At 66.7% G+C, this 19,080-nt stretch carries 18 protein-coding genes and 1 pseudogene; 8 read left to right on the top strand and 11 right to left on the bottom strand.

The features are described 5' to 3' along the window. Positions 1-32: 32 nt before the first annotated feature. The 6 genes from nusA to BAC01S_RS20860 all read right to left on the bottom strand — a co-directional run bounded on the left by nusA (position 33) and on the right by BAC01S_RS20860 (position 7,944). On the bottom strand, positions 33-1,508 hold the full coding sequence (gene nusA, locus BAC01S_RS20890; protein WP_027796510.1) for a transcription termination factor NusA: 1,476 nt from the start codon (positions 1,506-1,508) through the stop codon (positions 33-35). Further along, positions 1,505-1,972 (bottom strand): ribosome maturation factor RimP, encoded by a 468-nt coding sequence (gene rimP, locus BAC01S_RS20885; RefSeq protein ID WP_027796509.1) that lies wholly within the window; start codon positions 1,970-1,972, stop codon positions 1,505-1,507. The genes nusA and rimP overlap by 4 nt, the downstream gene beginning before the upstream one ends. 469 nt (positions 1,973-2,441) lie before the next feature. Next, on the bottom strand, positions 2,442-4,232 hold the full coding sequence (rluB, locus tag BAC01S_RS20875) for a 23S rRNA pseudouridine(2605) synthase RluB (protein ID WP_027796508.1): 1,791 nt from the start codon (positions 4,230-4,232) through the stop codon (positions 2,442-2,444). A gap of 147 nt (positions 4,233-4,379) precedes the next feature. Next, on the bottom strand, positions 4,380-5,414 hold the full coding sequence (gene scpB, locus BAC01S_RS32085) for an SMC-Scp complex subunit ScpB (RefSeq protein ID WP_245616637.1): 1,035 nt from the start codon (positions 5,412-5,414) through the stop codon (positions 4,380-4,382). Positions 5,415-5,706: 292 nt separating this feature from the next. Then, entirely contained in the window at positions 5,707-6,945 is a 1,239-nt protein-coding gene (locus BAC01S_RS20865; protein ID WP_027796507.1) for a pyridoxal phosphate-dependent aminotransferase, read from the bottom strand. Positions 6,946-7,041: 96 nt separating this feature from the next. Further along, complete coding sequence (locus BAC01S_RS20860) at positions 7,042-7,944, bottom strand: LysR family transcriptional regulator (protein ID WP_027796506.1); 903 nt, start codon at positions 7,942-7,944, stop codon at positions 7,042-7,044. A gap of 28 nt (positions 7,945-7,972) precedes the next feature. Between BAC01S_RS20860 and BAC01S_RS34775 the strand changes: the two genes are divergently transcribed. From BAC01S_RS34775 to BAC01S_RS20850, 3 genes and pseudogenes are all read left to right on the top strand, one after another. Continuing rightward, positions 7,973-8,110, top strand: coding sequence for a hypothetical protein (locus BAC01S_RS34775; protein WP_156954489.1), 138 nt, complete (start codon positions 7,973-7,975; stop codon positions 8,108-8,110). Positions 8,111-8,386: 276 nt separating this feature from the next. Further along, positions 8,387-8,782, top strand: a pseudogene (locus tag BAC01S_RS20855) (transposase); the annotation flags it as partial. Between the two features lie 235 nt (positions 8,783-9,017). Then, positions 9,018-9,302 carry a hypothetical protein gene (locus BAC01S_RS20850; RefSeq protein WP_156954488.1) on the top strand — a complete coding sequence of 95 codons (285 nt, stop codon included), beginning with the start codon at positions 9,018-9,020 and terminating at the stop codon, positions 9,300-9,302. A gap of 278 nt (positions 9,303-9,580) precedes the next feature. Here the strand turns inward: BAC01S_RS20850 and BAC01S_RS20845 are convergent, their stop codons facing one another. Further along, positions 9,581-9,898, bottom strand: coding sequence for a hypothetical protein (locus tag BAC01S_RS20845; protein ID WP_027796503.1), 318 nt, complete (start codon positions 9,896-9,898; stop codon positions 9,581-9,583). A 244-nt stretch (positions 9,899-10,142) separates the two neighbouring features. Between BAC01S_RS20845 and BAC01S_RS20840 the strand changes: the two genes are divergently transcribed. From BAC01S_RS20840 to BAC01S_RS20830, 3 genes are all read left to right on the top strand, one after another. Then, on the top strand, positions 10,143-10,892 hold the full coding sequence (locus tag BAC01S_RS20840) for a YdcF family protein (RefSeq protein ID WP_027796502.1): 750 nt from the start codon (positions 10,143-10,145) through the stop codon (positions 10,890-10,892). Between the two features lie 170 nt (positions 10,893-11,062). Continuing rightward, positions 11,063-11,293 (top strand): hypothetical protein, encoded by a 231-nt coding sequence (locus BAC01S_RS20835; RefSeq protein ID WP_027796501.1) that lies wholly within the window; start codon positions 11,063-11,065, stop codon positions 11,291-11,293. Between the two features lie 153 nt (positions 11,294-11,446). Next, a complete protein-coding gene (locus BAC01S_RS20830) occupies positions 11,447-11,704 on the top strand; it encodes a hypothetical protein (protein ID WP_027796500.1) in 258 nt (85 codons plus the stop codon). A 49-nt stretch (positions 11,705-11,753) separates the two neighbouring features. On the opposite strand, the gene arfB is transcribed toward BAC01S_RS20830, so the two are convergent. After that, positions 11,754-12,158 (bottom strand): alternative ribosome rescue aminoacyl-tRNA hydrolase ArfB, encoded by a 405-nt coding sequence (gene arfB / locus BAC01S_RS20825; protein WP_027796499.1) that lies wholly within the window; start codon positions 12,156-12,158, stop codon positions 11,754-11,756. Between the two features lie 167 nt (positions 12,159-12,325). Here arfB and BAC01S_RS20820 point away from each other — a divergent pair, with 167 nt between their 5' ends. Then, a complete protein-coding gene (locus BAC01S_RS20820) occupies positions 12,326-12,967 on the top strand; it encodes a VC0807 family protein (RefSeq protein ID WP_027796498.1) in 642 nt (213 codons plus the stop codon). Positions 12,968-13,095: 128 nt separating this feature from the next. Further along, entirely contained in the window at positions 13,096-15,477 is a 2,382-nt protein-coding gene (locus BAC01S_RS20815; RefSeq protein ID WP_027796497.1) for an FUSC family protein, read from the top strand. Positions 15,478-15,520: 43 nt separating this feature from the next. Here the strand turns inward: BAC01S_RS20815 and BAC01S_RS20810 are convergent, their stop codons facing one another. From BAC01S_RS20810 to BAC01S_RS32080, 3 genes are all read right to left on the bottom strand, one after another. Then, positions 15,521-15,715 carry a hypothetical protein gene (locus BAC01S_RS20810; RefSeq protein ID WP_027796496.1) on the bottom strand — a complete coding sequence of 65 codons (195 nt, stop codon included), beginning with the start codon at positions 15,713-15,715 and terminating at the stop codon, positions 15,521-15,523. A gap of 79 nt (positions 15,716-15,794) precedes the next feature. Continuing rightward, complete coding sequence (locus tag BAC01S_RS20805) at positions 15,795-16,253, bottom strand: Lrp/AsnC family transcriptional regulator (protein ID WP_027796495.1); 459 nt, start codon at positions 16,251-16,253, stop codon at positions 15,795-15,797. Positions 16,254-16,433: 180 nt separating this feature from the next. Next, positions 16,434-18,965, bottom strand: a complete 2,532-nt coding sequence (locus BAC01S_RS32080) for a mechanosensitive ion channel family protein (protein ID WP_084168737.1) — start codon at positions 18,963-18,965, stop codon at positions 16,434-16,436. Positions 18,966-19,080 lie beyond the last annotated feature (115 nt).

The raw sequence follows: 19,080 nt of genomic DNA, 5'->3' as shown, positions 1-19,080 counted from the left end.
CGTTCGCCACCAGCTTCATCCCTGTTGCCAGGTTACTGAAACCAGTGTTCACGCGCCTTCATGATCAACGCTTTCGCGGTGTCTTCTTCCATCCCCGTCATTTCGGTGAGCTCGTCCACGGCCAGCTCGGCAAGCTCGTCGCGGGTATGAATCTCATGCTGCGCCAGCTTCGCGAGCAGGTCGGCGTCGATGCCGTCCAGGCTCTTCAAGTCCAGCGCGGCGTTTTCCACCTTCTCTTCGTTGGCGATGGCCTGGGTGAGCAGCGCATCGCGCGCGCGGTTGCGCAGCTCGTGCACGGTGTCCTCGTCGAATGCCTCGATTTCGAGCATTTCGTTGAGCGGCACGTAGGCAATCTCTTCGAGGCTCGTGAAGCCTTCGTCGATCAGGATGTCGGCGACTTCTTCGTCAACGTCGAGGCGCGCCATGAACAGGTCGCGCAGCACGGTGCGCTCCTGATTCTGCTTCTGCGCGCTTTCGTCCGGCGTCATGATGTTGATCTGCCAGCCGGTGAGTTCGCCGGCAAGACGCACGTTCTGGCCGCTGCGGCCAATGGCGACGGCCAGCTCGCCCTCGTCGACGACAACGTCCATCGAGTGCTTTTCCTCGTCGACGACGATGGACTGCACGGCTGCCGGCGCGAGCGCGCCGATCACAAACTGGGCGGGGTCTTCCGACCATAGCACGATGTCCACGTTTTCGCCACCGAGCTCATTGCGCACCGCCTGCACGCGCGAACCGCGAATACCGACGCAGGTGCCGATCGGGTCGATGCGCTTGTCGTAGGCCACGACGCCGATCTTGGCGCGCACGCCCGGATCGCGCGCGGCGGCCTTGATCTCGAGGAGACCCTGCTCGATTTCCGGCACTTCCATTTCGAAGAGCTTCATCAGGAACTCGGGCGCCGTGCGCGAGAGCTCGATCTGCGGACCGCGCGCGGTGCGGTCGACCTTGCCGATCCAGGCGCGCACGCGGTCGCCCACGCGCAGGTTTTCCTTCGGAATCAGCTGGTCGCGGCGCAGCAGCGCTTCGACACGACCCGACTCGACGATGAAATTGCCCTTGTCCATGCGCTTGACCGTGCCGGTCATGATGCTTTCGCCGCGCTCGAGGAAGTCGTTGAGGATCTGCTCGCGCTCGGCGTCGCGCACCTTCTGCAGAATCACCTGCTTGGCGGCCTGCGCGCCGATGCGGCCGAACTCGACCGAAGGCACCGGCTGCTCGATGAAATCGTCGATCTGCGCGTCGGCCTTCTGCTCGCGCGCTTCGAAAAGCAGGATCTCCTGATCCGGCTCCTGCAGGCCCGCTTCGTCGGGCACGACGCGCCAGCGGCGGAACGTCTCGTGCTCGCCGCTTTCGCGGTCGATCTGCACGCGAATGTCCGCATCTTCGTCGAAGAGTTTCTTGGAGGCGGACGCCAGCGCCGCTTCAAGGGCGGCAAACACCACGTCCTTGTCGACATTCTTCTCGCGTGCCAGCGCGTCCACCAGCATCAACACTTCGCGACTCATTGTTTGCGGCTCCTAAAGTCAACTTTGGGGATAAGGCGTGCCTTGTCGATGTCCGCGAGCGTGAAATCCAGCATCGCGGGCCCTGCCTTCCCTTCGAATTCCAGACCGATGGTCTCGCCTTCGGGCGCATGCACGATGCCCCGGTACGATTTCCGTCCGTCCAATGGCTTTTTCAACGTGATGACCGCCTCGCAGCCCGCGAAGCGTTCGAAGTCCGCCAGCTTCTTCAGCGGACGGTCGAGGCCCGGCGATGAAACCTCGAGCCGTTCGTAGTCGATGTTCTCGACCATCAGAACGTGCTGCAGCTGACGCGTGACCTTCTCGCAATCCTCGATCGCAATACCCGCGGTTCCCGAGGGCTGATCGATATAGATCGTCAGCATGCCGCGCCCGGTGCGCTCGAGATCGACCAGCTCGTACCCGAGCCCGGTGACCGTGGTTTCAATCAGTTCCGTCAGTTGCACTATGCCTACTCCAGATATTCGCGCAGCAGGCCAGCAACTTCCCGAGATTCCGCTCGGTCGTCCGGTTTCATTCCGGTTCGCGGGCCGCGCGCCAGGTGAGCGCGCGCTCTTGCACCTTGCCTGCTCCATGGATGACGCACCCCGCGCGGCCCGCCGCCTGGTCCACAACCGCACCCGCCATTACGTTCGCAGTTGCCTCGCAGTTACCTTCTCAAGCGGCCGGACCAAAAAAAAATGGGCGAAACGCCCATCTTCTTTTATAGCCAGGTGGTCGGACCTGGAGCGCAAATCAAAGCCGCACGCCCAGCGACTTCGAGATTGTAGCCTTTTTTCGACACCAACGCAAACCGGACGGCGCTAAATGCCTGTCCGGAAAGGGCTTGCGGGATTTGCCCGCCCGACTTTCCCACCCTTTCGCAAAGCGTCGGCAGCTCACCTCGCAAGATGCCGCCCGACTGCTTTGCTGCGTTCAGTGACCGCGCGTGCGGTTGCGCGGTGCGCCGCGCTGTCCGCCGCGGCTGTTGCCGCCCGGCGCGCGGTTGCCGTTGGCATTGGCACTGGGATTGGCGCCGCGATTTCCATTGCCGTTGCCGCCCGGACCACGGCGATTGCCGCTGGCCTGGCCGCCCGCGCGCTTGCCGGCGCCCGGAGCCCGATTGCCGTCGACGTCGCGGCCGGGACGATTGCCGTTGCGCCCGCCACCCGCCGCGCCGCCGAAACCCGTGCCGAAGCCGCCCGCGCCGCCCGCCGCACCGCCGCCGAAACCGCCGGCCGCGCCGCGACGCCCCTGGCGAGGCTGCGCCATCGCGCCGTGCGAGCTCAGCACCGGCTCGCGGTTGATGAAGCCCATCGAGGTCTGCATCGGGTCCGGCTGACGGCGCTCCTGAGCGTTGCCGCCGCGACCGCCCTTCTCCTCGGCCGGCGCCTTGAGCCCGACCGCGGCCATGAGGCTGCGAACCTGACTGTCGTCGAGTTCTTCCCAACGGCCGCGCTTGAGGCCCTTCGGCAGCGCGATGGGGCCGTGGCGCGTACGGATCAGGCGGCTCACCATCAGGCCGACCGCCTCGAACATGCGGCGCACTTCGCGGTTGCGGCCTTCGGCCAGCGCGACGTGATACCAGTGATTCGTGCCCTCGCCGCCGCCGTCACGGATGCGCAGGAAGTTCGCCGGGCCGTCGTCGAGCTCGATGCCCTTGAGCAGCTTCTGGCGGTTCCCTTCCGTCAGCTCCCCGACCACCCGCACGGCGTACTCGCGCTCCACGCTATAGCGCGGGTGCATGAAGCGGTTGGCCAGATCGCCCGAGGTGGTCAGCATCAGCAGCCCCTCGGTATTGAAGTCGAGACGGCCGACCGCGAGCCACTTCGCCGTCTTCATCGGCGGCAGGCGGTCGAACACCGAGGCGCGGCCTTCCGGATCGGCATGGCTCACGATCTCGCCGGTCGGCTTGTGATAGAGCAGCACGCGCGGCGGCTTGTTCGGCAGCTTGCGCTTGATCGGCTTGCCGTTCACGCGGACCTGGTCGGTCGGCAGAATGCGCTGGCCGATATGCGCCGGCTCGCCGTTCACCGAAACGCGGCCCGCGATGATCAGCTCTTCCATGTCGCGGCGCGAGCCCATGCCCGCGTCGGCGAGCACCTTGTGCAGCTTCGGCGCGTCGTCGTCGGGGCTCAGCACGCGCTTTTGCTGCACGCGGCCGCGGCGCAGCATCGGCGCGCGCACGCCCGAGCCCGCGGCGCCGTTGTCGGCGTCGAAGGCCGGCGACGTCACGTACAGGAAGAGATCGTCCTGCGCGCTTTCGCCGGCGGCAGCCGGTGTCTGCTGCGCACGCGGCTGGCCTTTATGCCCCTGGCCTTGATTCGGGTTCTTCTGGCGCTTGCCGGCAGGCTTCGCCGCCGCGCCTTCGCCCTGGGCGCCGGGCGCACCTGCGTCCTTGCGGCGGCCCTGCTTTTTCGCGGCGCCTTCCCGGCGCGGCGCCGGCGCGGCGCTCTCGCTGTCCTGGGCGCCTTCGGCGGCGGCGCCCGGCTCGTCGGCCGACGGCGCATCGGCGGCCTTGGCCTTCGCGCCCGCGCGGCGGCGCGCGATCAGGCTGCGCGGCCCGCGGCGCAAACCGCGGCGCGGACGGTCCTCGCCTTCGCCGCCACCGGGCGCGCCCTCGGCCTCGCCGGCTTCGCGGGAACGCGGTTCGTCGGCCTGCGCGGATGCCGCGCGGCGCGAGGATTCGGACGCGTCGGTCGAATCGGTGTCGTGGATATCAGTCAAAACAACCTCAAAATGTCAGGTTGCGCGCCCCCTTGCGGGGCGCGTCAGTGTGTTCGTTACGCCGGGGGCCGCGGCGAGCGGCTCCGACGTCAGTCCCGTCATGAGGACGGGGTCGTCCTGTGCCGCGTCGCGGCTGCCGTGTCCGGTTCAGTCATCGCCTTCGGGCGCGGCGACCGGATACGGCCAATACGCCTTCGGGTGAGCGGGCTCGTTCTGCCCGGCGCGAGGGGCTTCCTCGCGTCGTTCGTGTTGGGGTTCGGCGCCCGTGACATTGGTGTCGTGTGCGTCGTCGCCCTGTGCGGCTGCCGTCTTGCCTTGTTCGTTGCCTGCGTCGGGCTCGGATTCGGGCTCGGCCGTGGCAATGGTCTCGGCGCTCCGGGCGTTCTCGTCGGCTTGCGCCGCATCCGCTTCGTCCGGTTCGGCAGCGTCCCCGGCGTACTCCGCCTCATGAGCCGCTTCGGGCGGTTCATGCTCCGTCGCATCCGGCGCGCCTGCTTCGATCGCCGGTTCTGCCGGCTCCACCGGTTCTTCGGTCTCGGCCGCCTCGGCAGCGTCCGTGCGGACCGGCTCCGCAGCCTCGCTCTCCGCTTGCGTCGCGAGCAGCTGGGCCACCTCGCTGTCCGGAAACTCGATGGCATGCTGCGCGAGCAACTGTTCGCCGATTTGCGCCGAAGGGTCGTCGAGCGGCGGCAGTTCGTCGAGCGACTTCAGCCCGAGGTCGTCGAGAAACTGCCGCGTCGTCGCATAAAGCGCCGGACGGCCCGGCACGTCGCGATGCCCGATCACCTCGATCCAGTTGCGGTCCTCGAGCTGCTTGACGACCTGCGTATTGACCGTCACGCCGCGAATTTCCTCGATGTCGCCGCGCGTGACCGGCTGCCGGTACGCGATGATCGCGAGCGTTTCGAGCACCGCGCGCGAATAGCGCGGCGGCTTTTCGGGATGCAGGCGGTCGAGGTAAGTCCGCATGGCGGGCTTGCTCTGAAAGCGCCAGCCGGACGCGAGGCCCACCAGCTCCACGCCGCGCCCCGACCATTCCTGTTTCAAGTCTTCGAGCAGGTGGCGGACCGTGTCGGCCGAAATGTCATCGGAGAACAGCTTGCGCAGATCGCCGACCTTCAGCGGCTCCTGCGTGCAGATCAATGCAGTCTCGAGGACGATCTTCGCCTCTTGGGTATTCATGCAGCCAGGTCAGACCTTAAGTAAGGTAAATCAGGTTCAAGGAACCGGATCAGACAGACGAAAGACGATATGGAACTGGAGACGCGCTCGCCCGATTCTGATCGGTCATATTGATGGGAGCACGCACCGGGGGGCCGCAATACAGGCAATCGAGCCAGACCCAGCCGGACGGAGTAGCGAAGTTCCCGCAGGGAACCGCTTGACTGAGCGCCATATTACGCAAAAACGCCGGGTGCGTAAAGACGCCTTTCGATTACTCACCGTGCGCCGATGCACTGTGCATTGCAGGCGTTCAACGCCTGGCGCGCGCCTCCAGATAGCCGGCAAGGCGCGCTACGCCCTCGTCCAGCCTGGCCGGATCGCAGGCGTAGCACCAGCGCACGAAACCTTCGCCCTCGGGGCCGAAGGCGCTGCCGGGCGCGAGCCCGAGACCCGCGTCGCGCACGAGCGCCTTGCACAAATCGAGGCTTGGCTGCCCATCCGCCAGCCGGAAGAACAGGTACATCGCACCGTGCGGCACCTTCACGTCCACGCCCGGCAGTCGCGCGAGCGCCGCCGCGAGATGATCGCGCGACGCGCGCAGGTCCGCGACCAGCGCGCGCGTGAAAGGCTCGCCGCGCTCCAGCGCCGCGATTCCCGCCTGCTGGACGAACGACGGCGCGCACGACGTGTTGTACTCGACCAGCTTGCCAAGATCGTCCATCAGCGCATGGGGCACGACCATCCAGCCAAGGCGCCAGCCCGTCATGAGCCACGCCTTGGAGAAAGAATTGACGCAAATCAACCGTTCGTCGCGCGATGCGAGATCGAGAAACGAGGGGGCGGTCCGCTGGCCAATCTCGCCCTCGCCGGCGTAGTACAGGCGTTCGTACACCTCGTCGGCGACGATCCAGATGCCGTGGCGGCGGCAGTGATCGAGCACGGCGCGCTGCTCTTCGCGCGTCATCACCCAGCCCGTCGGATTGTTCGGCGAGTTGATCATCAGCAGCTTCGTGTCCGGCGTGAGCGCGGCAAGCAGGCGGTCGAGATCGAGCGCCCAGCCGCGCTCGCCGTAGACGAGCGACACCGTCTCGACGGAAGCGCCGAGTATCTTCGGGATCTCGACGAGATTGGGCCACAGCGGCGTGACGGCCACGGCGCGGTCGCCCGCGCCCGTCACGAGCTGCGCGGCAAGCATCAGCGCGTTCACCCCCGCGCTCGTTACCGCGATGTTCTGCGCCGGCGTCGGGCCATGCAGGTCGCTCACGTAGCGCGACAGTGCCTCGCGCAGCGGCGCGATGCCGAGGTTATGCGTATAGAAGGTATCGCCACGCCCCAGCGCCTCGGCTGCCGCCTCGCGGATGAAAGGCGGCGTCACGCGATCGGACTCGCCGAACCAGAACGGCAGCACGTCCGGCACGCCAAAACCCGCATTCGCCACCTCGCGGATCTGCGACGAACGCAACGCGCGCACGGCTTCGCGAGCGCTGGCAAGGTCGGGCCGGTTGTTCGGCGTCGAGAGGCTGGACGAAATGGGGTCGGCGTGGCTCATCGCGAATTCGGCAAACGAGTAAAAGAAACAGTGTAGCGCGCACGCCACAGACACGATGAGAAGCCCGGCATCCGACGCTCCGCTCCAACTACGGCGCTAACTCAGCGCCTCCGGTCGGCCGCCGATCTGCCTGATCAGGGCCCAGACCGCCTCCGCGGCCGGCGAAAGCGAGCGGTCGCGCCGCCGCACGAGCTCGACGGTTCGCTCCGCGCGCGGCACGAGCGGGCGCGCGACGAGCGACGAACCGGCCGGCACGGGCAGCGCCAGCCACGGCAGCACGCTGATGCCGACGCCCGCCTCGACGAGCCCGAATACGGTCGCCGGATGCCCCAGTTCCTGCACCACCCATGCCCGCACGCCCTGCTCGCCCATCACGGCATCGATCAGCGGGCGGCTGCCCGACGCGTAGTCGAGCATCACGAGCCGTTCACCGTCGAGCTCGCGCCAGCCGACCCGATCGCGCCCGGCGAGCGCATGGTCGCCGCGCACGACCACGCAGAACGAATCGGTCGTGAGCCTCTCGGTATCGAGATCCTCCGCCGCGAACGGCCCGATGATCACGCCGAAATCGACCTCGCCCGAGCGGACCTTGCGCACCACGTCGCTCTGCACGTCGTCGCGCAGTCCGAGCGTGACATAGGGAAACTGCCGGGTGCATCCGGCAATGACCTCGGGCATCAGGCGGCACGCCACCGTCGGGCTCGCCGCGACCACCACGCGTCCGCGCCGCTGCTCGCCGATTTCGCGAATTTCGCGCAGCGCGTCGTCGAGATCGCCGATAAGACGGGGAATGGTCGCGATCAGATTGGCGCCGACGTCGGTCAGCTGCACCTCGCGCGTCGTCCGGTCCACCAGCTTGACGCCGATCTCCGCCTCGAGCTCGCGCACGCAGCGGCTCACGGCCGACTGGGTCAGCCCGATTTCGTCGCCCGCGCGGCTGAAGCTCTGCAGCCGCGCCACTTCGATAAAGACCCGCAACTGCCGGAGCGTCACATTCATTGGCCAAATTCATTAATCAGGATTTTTCATGCAATTTTATGCCAGCGCATTGCTCGCGCCTATCCGGGCGTTGCATGGCCGGTACTGGCAGCAGCGATTATTCGCGGCAATGCAGCAATACGGCGCAAACGCACGCCTGGCGAGCCAGATTGCACAAGATTGGTGATTGTCCCGATATCCCCCCTATGCGATTTCGAGTCGAATACGGCCCTGGCAAGCACCCGCGCGGGCCTGATGCCATGCGGCTCCGAGACGAAAGCGTACGAGTTGGCACGCTTCTCGCTAAAGAGCATGCACAGGATCGACGGACGGACCGGAAACCACAATCATCCAGTCCGCCTCGAGGTCCCGCCGGTACGCCCGCCCTCCGGACGGGCGTACATGAAGAGTGCGCAGCGCGGGGCAGCGCACCGGAGATAGCTTCGCTGAGGTGAATGACATGATGCTGTTCGACGATTTGAGAGATAACGAATGGGCGCTGGTCGAGGCGTTGTTCTGCGCGGAACCCGCGCGGAGCGAACGGCGCGGACGGCCTCGCGTCGAAGCGCGTGCAGTGGTCAACGCGGTACTGTGGGTGCTCTCGACGGGCGAAGGCTGGTCCAAGCTGCCGGGCCGCTATCCGTCCCCGCCCACTTGCCGCCGCCGCTTCGACGAGTGGCAGGCTGACGGCACCCTCGCCGAAATCGTGAAGCGCCTGAGCACGAACGGCCGCGAGATTTCGCTGCGCGGCCGCATCGGCGCGACGGCGACCAAGCCGCCCGCTCCGCCGAGCCGCGATCGCCTGCGCGGAGCGTTCTGGACCAACCCGGAGTCGTGGCGCGCCCCGGTCAAGATGGCCTGAGCGTCAACGTTTTGCTTTCTCCCGCCGGGCGCCTCACGCGCCCGGCCACGCCAAACCCCTTCGCGAGCACCCGGGCACTAACCGCGCTGACCGGCTTGTTCCTACCGGATTGGCGGTAATCCGGGCACGGGGAAACATCTCCTTACCAACATTTACACCCGGCTTTCGCGGTCGACGTTAGGGTAGATCCATGTCTACAAACGTCGAGAACCCGTATTGACGGGAGACCGCCATGAAATCCATGACTCTGCTCATCCTGGGCAGCATGGGTTCGCTCACCGCCCTCGCCCTGATTGCAGCACTTTCCTGCGGCGTCGCAGCCGCACAGCCGCCGCAACATAACGCCGGCGCCTGGAACCTGCCTCGCGCAGGCGCCCGCCCACCCGAGCGCGCGCCCCAGCCGGGCGGAGCCAATCCTGCGGTGCCGCGCGGCGATCTGCGCGCCGATATCACCGACAACGCCCGCCAGCGCGCCATGCCGCCGCGTGAAGAGATGCCCGCGCCGCCGCGTCGTTGAGGGCTGGCACGCACGCCCGTACCGGGCGACCTGGATGTAAACCCTCATCGTGCGCCCGCGCTTTGCGGGAACCCCGGCGCGTCGCACCGGTCTACCTAATGCCATCAAGCACAGCGTGGCAGCAGTAATTCCGGTAAGCCCGTATCGTCCGATTCGTCCGATACGGGCTTTTTTTTGGCACCGAGCAACCCGAAGCAGTCCGGAACAGTCCAAAACGGACAGAGGCGCACGAGCCGGCGCCCTCGCCGCGCCATGAACAGGATCCAGGGCCGATGGACCTATTGGCGCGCGGGTATGTCCGAAGCCGCCACGCTGCCGTGGGCCGCATAGCTGGCGATGCGGTGATCGGCCCAGTGGAGCGAGCGTTCGTCGCGCGCGAGACGCGCGAATTCGGCACGCCCGAGATCGGTGAGCACGGCAATGTCGACCGGTGCGTGGAATCCGGGCGCGGGCGCCACCGTGCGTTGCCGCACCGTCTCCATCAGCCCAAGCTCGCGCAGGTATTGGAAAACTTCAGGACGTCGCGCCCATGGAACCTGCCGATACTGCACGCGCCGCAACGCTTCGAGTACTGCTTCGTTGGAATACGTGGCCATCTCACTTCTTTCTTAAAATGCGACCTTCCAGAGAGGCCGCTGCGCTCTGCCACAAAGCGGGAAGCCTGTTTCGGCCAACCGTCGATGCGCATTCGCTGTCAGTCGGAAGCAGGCAGAAACTGCGAGCTTGTCCGGGCCCCCGTGAAGGCGCGATGAACGCCTTCAGAACGACTGCGCGGCGCCACGCTCGCGACGCATGTGCGCAGGTGCTTTATCCCGGAAATCATACGTTACCTCATTCAAATTGATTCTATTCGTTTTCCTCGCGGCTTTTCTTGTGCTGTTCGCGCTATGTCGCCGCGCTCGCGCGAGCGTTGCCGCCGGCGCGATCGCCTTTTTCTGGCTGCTGGCCTCCGGCTGGCTGACCGAACCGCTGCTCGACCTCGCCCAGCCCGCCGCATATCGCACCCCCTATGATCCGGCGAAACCCTTGCCCCGGCCTTTCGGGGCACGCACGGCCATTGTCGTGCTTGGCGGCGGCACGCATGTGAACGACGCAGGCGTCCTCGTGCCGCTGCGCGACGTTTACTCGCGGCTCGCGACGGCCGCGTCGCTCTACGCGCGATGCCGCGCGGCGGGCGGCGTTTGCAGCGTGATCGTGAGCGGCGGCAACCCCCAGCATCACGCCGCTACCGAAGCCGACACCTATGCCCCCTACCTGTTGCGCGCCGGCGTCGCCCGCAGCGACCTCGTGCTGGAAAACACGAGCCTGACGACGTGGCAGAACGCGCGCAACGTGACGCGCCTGCTCAAAGCCCGGCCCGATGCGGCCGGCACCACGCTGCTGCTCGTGACCTCCGCCTACCAGATGCCGCGCGCCCTGCTCGACTTCCGGCGCGACGGCAGCGACCCGGTGCCGGTCGTCTCCGGCACGCGCGTTGCGCTCACGGGTTGGCGGCCGCGCCTCGCCAATCTGGAAAGCGCGCAAATGGCCTTGCACGAGTTGATCGGCATCGCACAATTTCATGTCTATTGCATGATCGGCTGGTTTTGACGCGACTGTGTGCTACGACCATGCGTAACAGGATGTAACGCTGCGCATCCTCAACTCCGTAACGTCATCTGGAGCGTATATTTGCTCCTTAGAATGGCATGGCCATTCCGCCTGCGTTTTGCCTTGCCAGGCAACGGCTGGGTCCATAAACCGCTTCCACGGAGGTAATGATGAAAAAAATGTCCCTCGCAGTCCTGATTTCGCTTTCCGCCCTGACGGGTGCCGCCTACGCGCAAGACGAAAACGGCATCACGATGAGCACCGACCCGCAGCGGGCAGCGGACGTCGAACAGCACGCGCAGGAACTGCAATCTCGTCAGGAAGCCGCTCCGGCGCCGATGCACATGAAGGAAGAGCACGCGAAGCCGCATCATCACCACAAGGACATGCCGGCTCAGTAATGCAGCACGCGGCATCGAACGAGCGCCGCGCCGTCCTCTCTCCGAAAGCCGATGCACGGGTAGCCGGCATCGGCTTTTTGTCGCGCGCGGTATGCTAAAGTCGCGCACCTCGAATTGACCCAGCAACGGTGCGCCCCTCGCGCGGAGAACAGAATGAGCAACATCCAGCTCGATATCGAATGGACGGAAGAGGCATCCCGCAAAATCGAAAAATTGATGCCGCGCGGCAAGCAGGACGCGTTCCTCGCATTGCCGCCGGTCGAATGCCTCCCGATGGAAGGCGACGTGCTGTTCCTCGGCCCGGAGGGCAAGCAGCAGCCGTTCATCGTCGCGGAGCGCCAGTACCATCACGAAGGCGACGCCGACTGGACCATCATCCTGATCCTCGACGTGCCGACCACGGCGCACTGAAGTCTGCCCGGGGCGCGTTTGCATGGCGCGCCCCAGCCGCCGGCGCGCCTCACCCGGTCACGCGCCGCCGCCCCGCCTTTACCTCGCCCTGACGGGCCTTCCCCTCCAGACGCCTCATCTTCGACGCCCGCGTGGGCCGCGTCGGCACGCGGGCCTTGCGCGTCACGCTCACGCTGTCGATCAGTTCGTCGAGCCGCGCGAGCGCCGCGGCGCGATTCTGCTCCTGAGTCCGGTACTCCTGCGACTTGATGACGACCACGCCTTCGCTCGAAACGCGCCGGTCGGAGAGCGCGAGCAGGCGCATCTTGATCACCTCGGGCAACGAAGACGCATGGATATCGAAACGCAGGTGAATCGCGCTCGATACCTTGTTGACATTCTGGCCACCCGCGCCTTGCGCACGCACGGCGACCAGTTCGACTTCGTGGGGAGCGACGGGATAGCGGACGGACATATCGGACGGCGAAACAGTTAAAAGGGGGACACCGGGGGGTGCGAGGCGGAGCATTCGCGAGTGTCGCACAGGCGGCCGCTGGACGGACCTCTTGCGTTCGTTTGCCGATCGGTCATCGTTCGGCCATACTGGGTTCATATCAACATGCACACGCGAGGACGCACCGCATGAAGCTGCGCCCGGCATTCATCGCCGAACTGGCGGTCAACCTGCTCCTCCCCTGGGTCGCGTACTGCCTCGCCCATCCGCACTATGGCGAAGTGGGCGGCCTCGTGGCGTCGGCGATCCCGCCGGTCGCCTGGAGCATCGTCGAACTCGCGCGCTTTCGGCGCATCGACGCACTCGCCGCGATCGTGCTGCTCGGCATTGCGCTTTCGCTCGCCGCCATGGCCTTCGGCGGCGGCCCGCGCGTGCTGCTGATGCGCGAATGCCTCGCCTCGGGCGCCATCGGCGTCACCTTCCTCGCCTCGCTGCTCGCGCGCCGCCCGCTCGTCTACTACCTGGCTCGCGCCACCATCGCGCGCGAAACGCCCGAGGGCGTCGCGCGCTTCGAACGGCTCTGGCAGGAACGCCGCGAGTTCGTCTCGGCCATGCGCATGCTCACGGCCATCTGGGGCTTCGGCCTCACCGCGGACGCGGCGTTGCGCACGTGGCTCGCCGCCACCTGGCCCATCGAGCGCTTCCTCGTCGTCTCGCCGGTGATCGGCTATGGCGTGTTTGGCGGCCTGCTCGCGTGGACCTTCTGGTATCGCACGCGCATGCGCCGCATTCACGGCACCCGCGGCCTGCTCGGCGACCCGACAACCTGAGCGCTGCCGGCCAACCTCGGCCAACCCCGGCCGGCACGGCCGCTCAACCCCCTGCCGAAATCAGTTAGACTCTGCGCCATTGCGCGGCGCACTCCCCGCCGTCCGCTCTTGAACCACATCGGCAGTCGATGCGCTATTCGGTAGAAATCCGCAAATTCCTCTATAGCCAGTACTTCTATGGCGGCCTTCGCATCGCGGTCGGCATTTCGCTTCCCGCCGTGCTGTGCCTGTTCGTTTTCAACCAGAGCGAACTCGGCTTCACCCTCTCCACCGGCGCGCTGGGCGCCTGCGTGGTCGACATGCCCGGCCCGCTGAAGTACAAGCGCAACGAGATGCTCGCCTGCAGCGCGATCGGCTTCCTCGCCGCCTACGCGACGGGCCTCGCGACCGTCAACCCGGTCGCGCTCTGGGCCGCCGTCGTGCCGCTCACCTTCGTGCTCTCGCTGATCGTGGTGTACGGCAATCGCTGGCCGCAGATCAGCTTCGCCACGCTATTCATGATGGTGATGACGCTGGAGGAGCACTTCACGCCGCACCAGGCGCTCGTCAACGCGTCATGGATCCTGCTGGGCGGTCTCTGGTACACGGCCTGGTCCACGCTCGTGAGCCAGCTGATGCTCCACCGCATCGAGCAGCAGGCGATCGCCGAGAGCGTGTTCGCCTGCGCCGACTACCTGCTCGCGCGCGCCCAGTTCTACGACCTCGACAACGATCTCGACGAGTGCTACCGCAACCTCGTCGCCAAACAGATCGCCGCGGTGGAACGCCAGGACGCGGCGCGCGACATCGTGTTCCGCAGCCTGCCGAAGTTCAGGAGCGGCAAGCTCGACCCGCTGCGGGTCATGCATTTCAACCTGTTCATCGACACGGTCGATCTGCACGAGCTCTTCGTGGGCGCTCACACCGACTATCCGCTGGTGCGCAATACCTTCGGCGGCTCCGACCTGCTGGTGTTCTATCGCGACCTGATCCGCAAGGCCGCCGCCGATCTCGAGGACATCGGCCTTGCCGTGCTGCAGAACGAGCCGCCGCGCGCGAGCGTCAACGTGAAGGCCGAATTGCGCGCGATCGAGTACGAGCTCGAGCAGCTCAGGAAGCGCGATCTGCCAACGACCGACCCCGAGGCCTATGCGGCAGTCTCGGCGTCGTTCAGGCGCATCTGGAGCGCGACGCGCCTGATCGACCGCATGCGCCGCAGCCTCACGAGCGAAACGCCGATCACCGAAACGGTGCTGCGCGTCGACGAAGCCCTGCAGCGTTTCGTCACGAGCCGGCGCGTGCCGTTCATGCAGATCTTCTCGAACCTCACCATGGCCTCGCCGAGCTTTCGCCATGCGCTGCGCGTGACGATCGCGGTGGCCGTGGGCTTCTGGCTCGGGCGCCTGCTGCCGCTCACCAACGCCTACTGGATCGTGATGACGACCATCATCATCCTGAAGCCCGGCTACTCGCTCACGCGCCAGCGCAACGCGCAGCGTATCGTCGGCACGCTGATCGGCTGTGCGGCGAGCGTCGCCCTGATCCTGCTCGTGAAGCAGCCGTTCGTGCTGCTCGTTGCGATGTTCGCAGCCATGGTGATGAGCTACAGCCTGCTGCTCTTCAACTACACGGCAAGCGTCGTGTTCACCTCGGCATATGTCCTGCTGATGTTCCATCTGCTCGCGCCCGGCAGCATGCGCATCATCGGCGAGCGCGCCATCGACACCATGGTCGGCTGCATGATCGCGATCGCCGCGAGCCATCTGTTCCCGTACTGGGAGTACCGGCTGATGGGCAAGCTCGTGAACGACATGATCGGCGCGATGCGCCAGTATCTCGAAGCCAGCTGGGGTCGGGGCACGCGCCCGGCGCAGGCGCAGCCCGCGTTTGCCGGCGCCGCGTTCACCGAATCCGCCGCGCGGGCGCCGGCGTCCGCCACCGCGGCCACGGCTACCGGCGCACCGGCCCCGGCGAGCGTCGCCTCCGGCCAGCCCGTCGCCGCCGTGGGGGCGAAGGCCAGCGCGCAGGCCAGCGCCGCGCCTGGCGCCGATTTCCGCTACCGCCTCGCGCGCAAAGACGTGCACGTGGCGTTTGCGAATCTGGGTCAGGCCTTCCAGCGCATGATGCTCGAGCCGAAATCGGCGCAGAAGTACGTGGCCGAGCTGAACGACCTCCTGATCCGCAGCCACGTACTCGCCTCGCAGATCACGGCGGCGGCGCCCCTCTTGCGCGCCTCGTCGAAGCCGGGTCAGACGGCCGCGCCCGATGCGCTCGAGCGGGCCCTCTCATGCGTGCACGAGAACCTCGTGGCCGCCGAGTCGGGCACGCCCGCCCCCGCCGACCAGATCGACATCACGAAACAGCTCACACGCGACCTCGACACGGCGGTGGTCGAGACCGAGCGCGCACTGGGGCCGTCCTCGGAGTTTGCGCAGGAGCTGAAACTGCTCGCGCATCAGTGCAAGCAGATGCTGGCCGCGTCCTGGCTCATCCGCAAGGACGCAAGCGTGATCCGGCTGCCCGACGCGTAGCGGGCAAGCGCGGGAAGACTCGGTTACAGCGCAGGGGGCTGCGTTACTGGCCCGTGCCGGCCGGCTGCGAGGCATTCGTGCTTGCCGCCGCGCTCGCCGGCTGGCCCGGGTTCGCCTCATCGTATTCGCGCTTGCCGCGGATCGCATTGAACAGCACGGTGCCGATCACGAGGAGCACCACCACCACGATGAGCACGCCAACACCAAAAGTGGGATTCTTCTTGCGCGGTTCGTTCATGGTTTGCCGAAAAATAAGGAGCAAAGCGGGCATTCTACGCCGGGGCGCCTTGCAGGCGGCTTGCTTCGCCGCGGCCGCCTTACCCGACTCGCACCGGTAAGGCCGTCGAATACTTGAGCTGCTCCATGGCGAAGCTCGAACTCACGTCGGAGAGGGGCACGGCGCGAATCAACTGCTTGTAGACGCGATCATAGTCGTCGATGTCCGATACCACGACGCGCAGCAGATAGTCGGTCTCGCCGCTCATGCGGTAGGCCTCGACGATCTCGGGAATGTCCTGCACCGCGCGCGTGAAACTCTGCGCCCACGCCTCGGTGTGCTGGTTCGTGCGCACCGCCACGAATACGGTCGTCCCCACGCCCAGCTTTTTCGGATCGCACAGCGCCACCTGGGCGCGAATCACGCCTGTCTCCTTGAGACGCTGGACCCGCTTCCAGCACGGCGTTTGCGAGAGATTGACACGCTGCGCGAGTTCGGCAACCGGCATCGTGGCGTCCTGCTGCAACAGCTCGACGAGCTTTCTGTCGATCACATCCATTTCCGCCCTTCCCCTTGCGTAGAAATTTATTCTATCTGGAGTTCATGCGGGGAAATTATATGGAAACTCCTTCTCGACGCAAACCGCTATCAATCTATTCATCCGCGACCGAACGGCAACCGGGCAACGCTACACCGCGGTACGACCGCTTGAATAGCAGTCCGAACGACCCGTGAACGACTAACCTCGGCTGCCAGCCGTCGGAATCTGCGGCGGCGCGCTGTCGGGGCCGGCCGTGGACGGCGGCGCCGGGCGCGGCTCGTGCGAGGCATCGCGTACCGCGCCTCCCGACGCCGCCGCCTGCGAAGGCGGCGCAAGATCGTCCTCGTGCAGCGGCACATCCTCCCCGCGCGGGCTCATGTGCACCTGCATCTGCGGCACCGGCATGTCGATGCCGGCTTCGTCCATGCGGTGCTTGAGCCGCGCGTTGAAGGCGCGCGCCACGCTCCACTGCTGCAGCGGCCGCGTCTTGATCTGCCCTTTGACGACCATCCAGTTCGGCTCGAAGCGGTCGAGTCCCCATACCTCCACGGGCCCGAGTATCTCGCGCCGGTAGCGGAAATCGGCCACCAGCTCCGCGCCCACCTCGCGAATCAGCCGCGTGACCGTATCGAGTTCGACCGAAAACGGCACGCGCACTTCGAAGACCGCATACGCAAAGTCGCGCGAGAGATTCTTCACGATCTTGATCTGCGAAAACGGAATGGCGTGTATCGCGCCCTGACCGTCGCGCAGGCGCACGGTGCGAATCGACAGATGCTCGACGGTGCCCGCGTGGCCGTTGTCGAGATCGATCCAGTCGCCTACCGAGATCGTCTCCTCGATGATGATGAAGAGCCCGGTAATGAGATCGCTCACGAGCGACTGCGCGCCAAAGCCGATGGCAAGGCCGATCACGCCGGCGCCCGCGAGCAGCGGCGTCACGTTGATGCCGAGGTTCGCGGCCGTGACGATCCCCGCGATCGTGAGGATCGTCACGAGCACCGCGTTGCGCACGAGCGGCAGCATGGTGCGTGCGCGTGCGCTGGGCGCGCGGCCCTTGGCGCGCGGGCCGCTCGGATTGAGCGCCTCGAGTATCGCGGTGTCGAGCACGATCCACGTGAGCCACGCGAAGAACACGGTCACGCCGATCGCGAACAGCGCATGGGCGATGCCGCGCGCCGCGACGCTCGCCTCGATGATGCGCGCGAGCGAGATGTCCCACAGCCGCGCGCACGACTCGAAATAGGCGAGCCAGATGAACACGATGGCGAGCGTGCCCGCGAAACGCAGCAGCCGCCGCAGATACGGCGAGCGGCGCCGCACGCGCGCGGGGTTCGGGCGCGTGAGGCGCCGGACGATGGCCGAAAGGAAGAACGCCAGCACGAGCAAAAGCGCCGTGACGATCGAAATCTGCAGCACGTTTTCGCTGCTGCTGAGCCCGCCCACGGTCGCGACGATCGAGGCGGCCGCGAGCAGCAGCATCGGCACGTGCCAGATCGAGGCCAGCACGTCGAAAATTTCCGTGAGCGCCTTGTGGTCGTGGCGCAGCTGGTAGCTGCGGTTGCGGATCAGATGCGCAACGGGCCGGCTGAAGCTCAGGGCGAACACGGCGGCCAACACGGCCGCCGTCATGTTGGCGAACGTCGAGACGAGTGCGGCCAGGTTGATGCCAATCTGGTACGCGACGTCGGAGTTCGTGGCCGCGTCGCCGAGCGCGCTGCACACGCCGATCGCGAAGAGCGGCCGGCGCCCGCGCGCGATCAGCACGCGCACGGCGGCGCGGCGATGCCCCGAGCCGAACAGCGAAAACATGATGAGACAGATGGCCGAGAACACCGCCCCCGCGACAATGGCATAGGCGATGACGAGGCCGATCGTGCGGCCGACGGACTGGGACAGCGCGTGTTCGACGACGAGCGCCGCGACGAAAGCGACGATGAACGGTCCGACCCGCTGCAGGGCGAACACGACGAGCTCGAGCGTGGTGGGATTGGGCTGCAGCCCCGTGTCGACCGAAAAGCGCCTCAGCACGCGGCGCACGAGCCAGCGCAGCGCAAGCGCGCAGGCGCCCCAGCCCACGAGCATGCCAAGCAGGTCGAGCACGAGACCGCCGGCGTGCTCATCGCCCTCGCCTACCGCGAGCGCATACAGTTCGTCGCCGGCTGCCCGGAATCGCCCGGCCCAGTAGTGCACCGGGCTGCGGCCGCGGCGCGCGTCCGCTTCGACCGACGAAAGGCCTGACGCGATCGCGCCGAGCAGCCCCGACGTGCCCGCCGCGCCCGAAGCCGGCGCGGGTGCCACGTTCTGCGAAGCATCGCGCAGCTTTTTCAGTTGCGCGACAAGCGCATTGCGCTGCCGTTCGCTGTCGAGCGTCGTGATCACGCTGTCGAGATTGCGCGTGAACTCGGCCTGGCTTGCCGGGCTGGGCGCGGATGCCGCCCCGGCCGCCGACGCTCCCGAGGCGGCCGCCGGCTGACCCGTAATGAGACTTTTCAGCGCCGGGAGTACCGGCGCGGCGGGCACGGCCGGCGCGGGGACCGCCGTTTGGGCCAACGCGCCCGGCATGCATGCGCACCACAGCACGAAAGAGGCAAGCAACATCAGCCAGCCGGGGCGCTGCGGCACGCATGCCGCCTGCGCCGCGTGCCGGTCAAAAACGGGAGTAAACGCGGGCCACCCGGCGCACGCCGGCCGGGCCCGTGCGCCGTCCCGTCCGGAGCGTGAATTCATGTCGCAAAGGCAAGAACAGGACGCTCCAGTTTAGCCGCAGTCGAGCGGCCCGCGCGGCACGCTCGCGTAACAGAATGTCAGCGGAAATTCTGCGGAAACGCGCTGCAGAATGGCG

Source organism: Paraburkholderia acidipaludis NBRC 101816 (assembly GCF_000684975.1).
GTDB classification, from domain to species: domain Bacteria; phylum Pseudomonadota; class Gammaproteobacteria; order Burkholderiales; family Burkholderiaceae; genus Paraburkholderia; species Paraburkholderia acidipaludis.
Note: the sequence above shows the minus strand (reverse complement) of the source record. Positions and strands in the feature narration are given on the sequence as shown.